The sequence below is a fragment of the Nitrobacter sp. 62-23 genome, from assembly GCF_001897285.1.
Classification (GTDB): domain Bacteria; phylum Pseudomonadota; class Alphaproteobacteria; order Rhizobiales; family Xanthobacteraceae; genus Nitrobacter.
In genome coordinates, this window is record NZ_MKSM01000046.1 from 1 (window position 1) to 1,922 (window position 1,922).

Consider the following 1,922-nt stretch of genomic DNA (forward strand, 5'->3'; position numbering starts at 1 on the left):
ATGCCCTGCGCGCCATTGGCGAGCAGGTTCGGAAAACCGCCCGGCAACACCACCGGCTCACGGCTCTGGCCGTCGTAGTTGGGACGGAACTCGACGGCATCCTCGTCGATCCCGTCGAGCAGCAGCCGCGCCACGTCGGTCATGCGCGCTTCGGTGTAGCGGTAGGCGGCGGGATTATCGCCGTCGATATTGCCGAAGTTGCCCTGACCGTCGACCAGCGGATAACGCGAGGCGAAGTCCTGCGCGAGCCGCACCATCGCGTCGTAGATCGCCTGATCGCCGTGCGGATGGAACGAGCCCATCACGTCGCCGACGATCTTCGCGGATTTCTTGAAGGCAGAGCCCGGATCGAGCCGCAGCAGTCGCATGCCGTAAAGAATGCGGCGATGCACGGGTTTAAGGCCATCGCGCGCATCCGGCAAGGCGCGGTGCATGATGGTGGACAACGCGTAGGCGAGGTAGCGCTCTTCCAGCGCATCTCGCAGTTGCACCTCGTGAATTTCGGCCGGCTCGGCCGGAATCAATCGTTTTCCCATGCAGACGGGTTAACCCCTGCGGGATGCGGCGACAAGGCGCGAATCCAGCCGGAATTGCATGTCCACCAAGCCAGACTGGTGGCCATCATCCGCGAGGTGGATGATCCAGTACGCCTCAACACTGGATCAAAAATCGCGAAGTGACACTTTACTGGATGCCCGCCTCTGGGTGCCCGCCTCCGCAGGCATGACGCTTGAATCCCATTCCTATCCGGGAATTGCCCCTGCACCAGCCCGCGCCTGATGCTTCATCACCGCGTTGATGAACCCGGCGCGCGCGTCGGAATGGCCCTGCCCGCGCGGTTCCAAAACGTGGCGCAACAGGAAGCGCCCGGTCAGGTCGAACCCGTCCCGCACGTCCTGTTCGGACCAGCCCTGTCCGGCTCGGCCATCCTCGCGCAAAAATGATGGCAGCCGCAACAGCCGGTCGCGCCAGGGTTCGCCGGCCTGCCGCGACACCGCGCCTCCCGATTTCGGCGAGACATAAACGAGGTCGGCGGTCGCGCCGGTCGCCACGCAGGCGGACAGGTCGAGACCGAAACCGAGTTCGGACAGCATCGCCAGTTCGAATCGGATCAGATGAATCGCCGCCTCACCCGCCGCGTCAAAGTCGTCCAGCGTCCGCTCCAGCATCTCAAAAATATCCTCATGCGGATCGCGCTCGGGCAGCAGCCGCGCCAGCGCTGCCAGATGAGTCACGCCATAGGCCGCATGGGGCGCCGCAAGCAGGGTCGCCGCGCGCATCCGCGTGGCCTCCAGCGCGTAGGTCCCAAGATGCTCGTCGAGCCGCGCTCGCCACAGCGCGCTGACTGAATTTCCGGGCTGCAGCAGTGGTCGCATCCGCGATCCGGCGCCGCCGCGCACCAGGCCGAGATGGCGGCCATGGCCGCGCGTCAGAAGTTCGACGATGGCCGAGGATTCGCCATGCCGCCGCACCCCGAGCACGATGCCGTCGTCGGTCCATTCCATGGCGGCAGCCTATAATATCGCGTGGCGTTTCGCAGCCACCGATCAGACGGAGTTGAACCAGTCTTTCGCGTCGTCCGTGAATGAAAAATACATCCCGGCCCCGGCCAATACGGTCGAAAACAGATCGATCCCGGAGGACAACGTCAATCCGCGGTTCAGCGAATCGAACAGCGAAAGCACCGAAAGCGCGAGCGCCGCAACGAGCGTCCATCGCGCCCAGTTCTTGCGGTACCGCGCGGCGAGCCAGACCAGAAGCAGGAAAAACACGAACACGAGAACGACAAACATGTCGCCGCCTGCGTCCGCCGCATCGCCGCCATAGGGCGGCGCGCGTTCCACGAACGCAGCCGACAACGTATCGATCAGGAGCGACAGATACAGCAGGACTTCAAACCGCAGTACGTTTCTCGGGATGAT

Annotated in this window: 3 protein-coding genes; all 3 read right to left on the bottom strand. The window is 64.0% G+C overall.

Features of this window, described 5'->3' with window-relative positions:
- The coding region (locus BGO16_RS04275) for a DNA gyrase subunit A (RefSeq protein WP_292617357.1) at positions 1-536 on the bottom strand (536 nt) is incomplete at its 3' end.
- A gap of 207 nt (positions 537-743) precedes the next feature.
- Complete coding sequence (recO, locus tag BGO16_RS04280) at positions 744-1,505, bottom strand: DNA repair protein RecO (protein ID WP_292617358.1); 762 nt, start codon at positions 1,503-1,505, stop codon at positions 744-746.
- A 42-nt stretch (positions 1,506-1,547) separates the two neighbouring features.
- The gene (locus BGO16_RS04285) at positions 1,548-1,922 is read right to left on the bottom strand and encodes a hypothetical protein (protein WP_292617359.1); all 375 of its coding nucleotides are present in this window, start codon (positions 1,920-1,922) and stop codon (positions 1,548-1,550) included.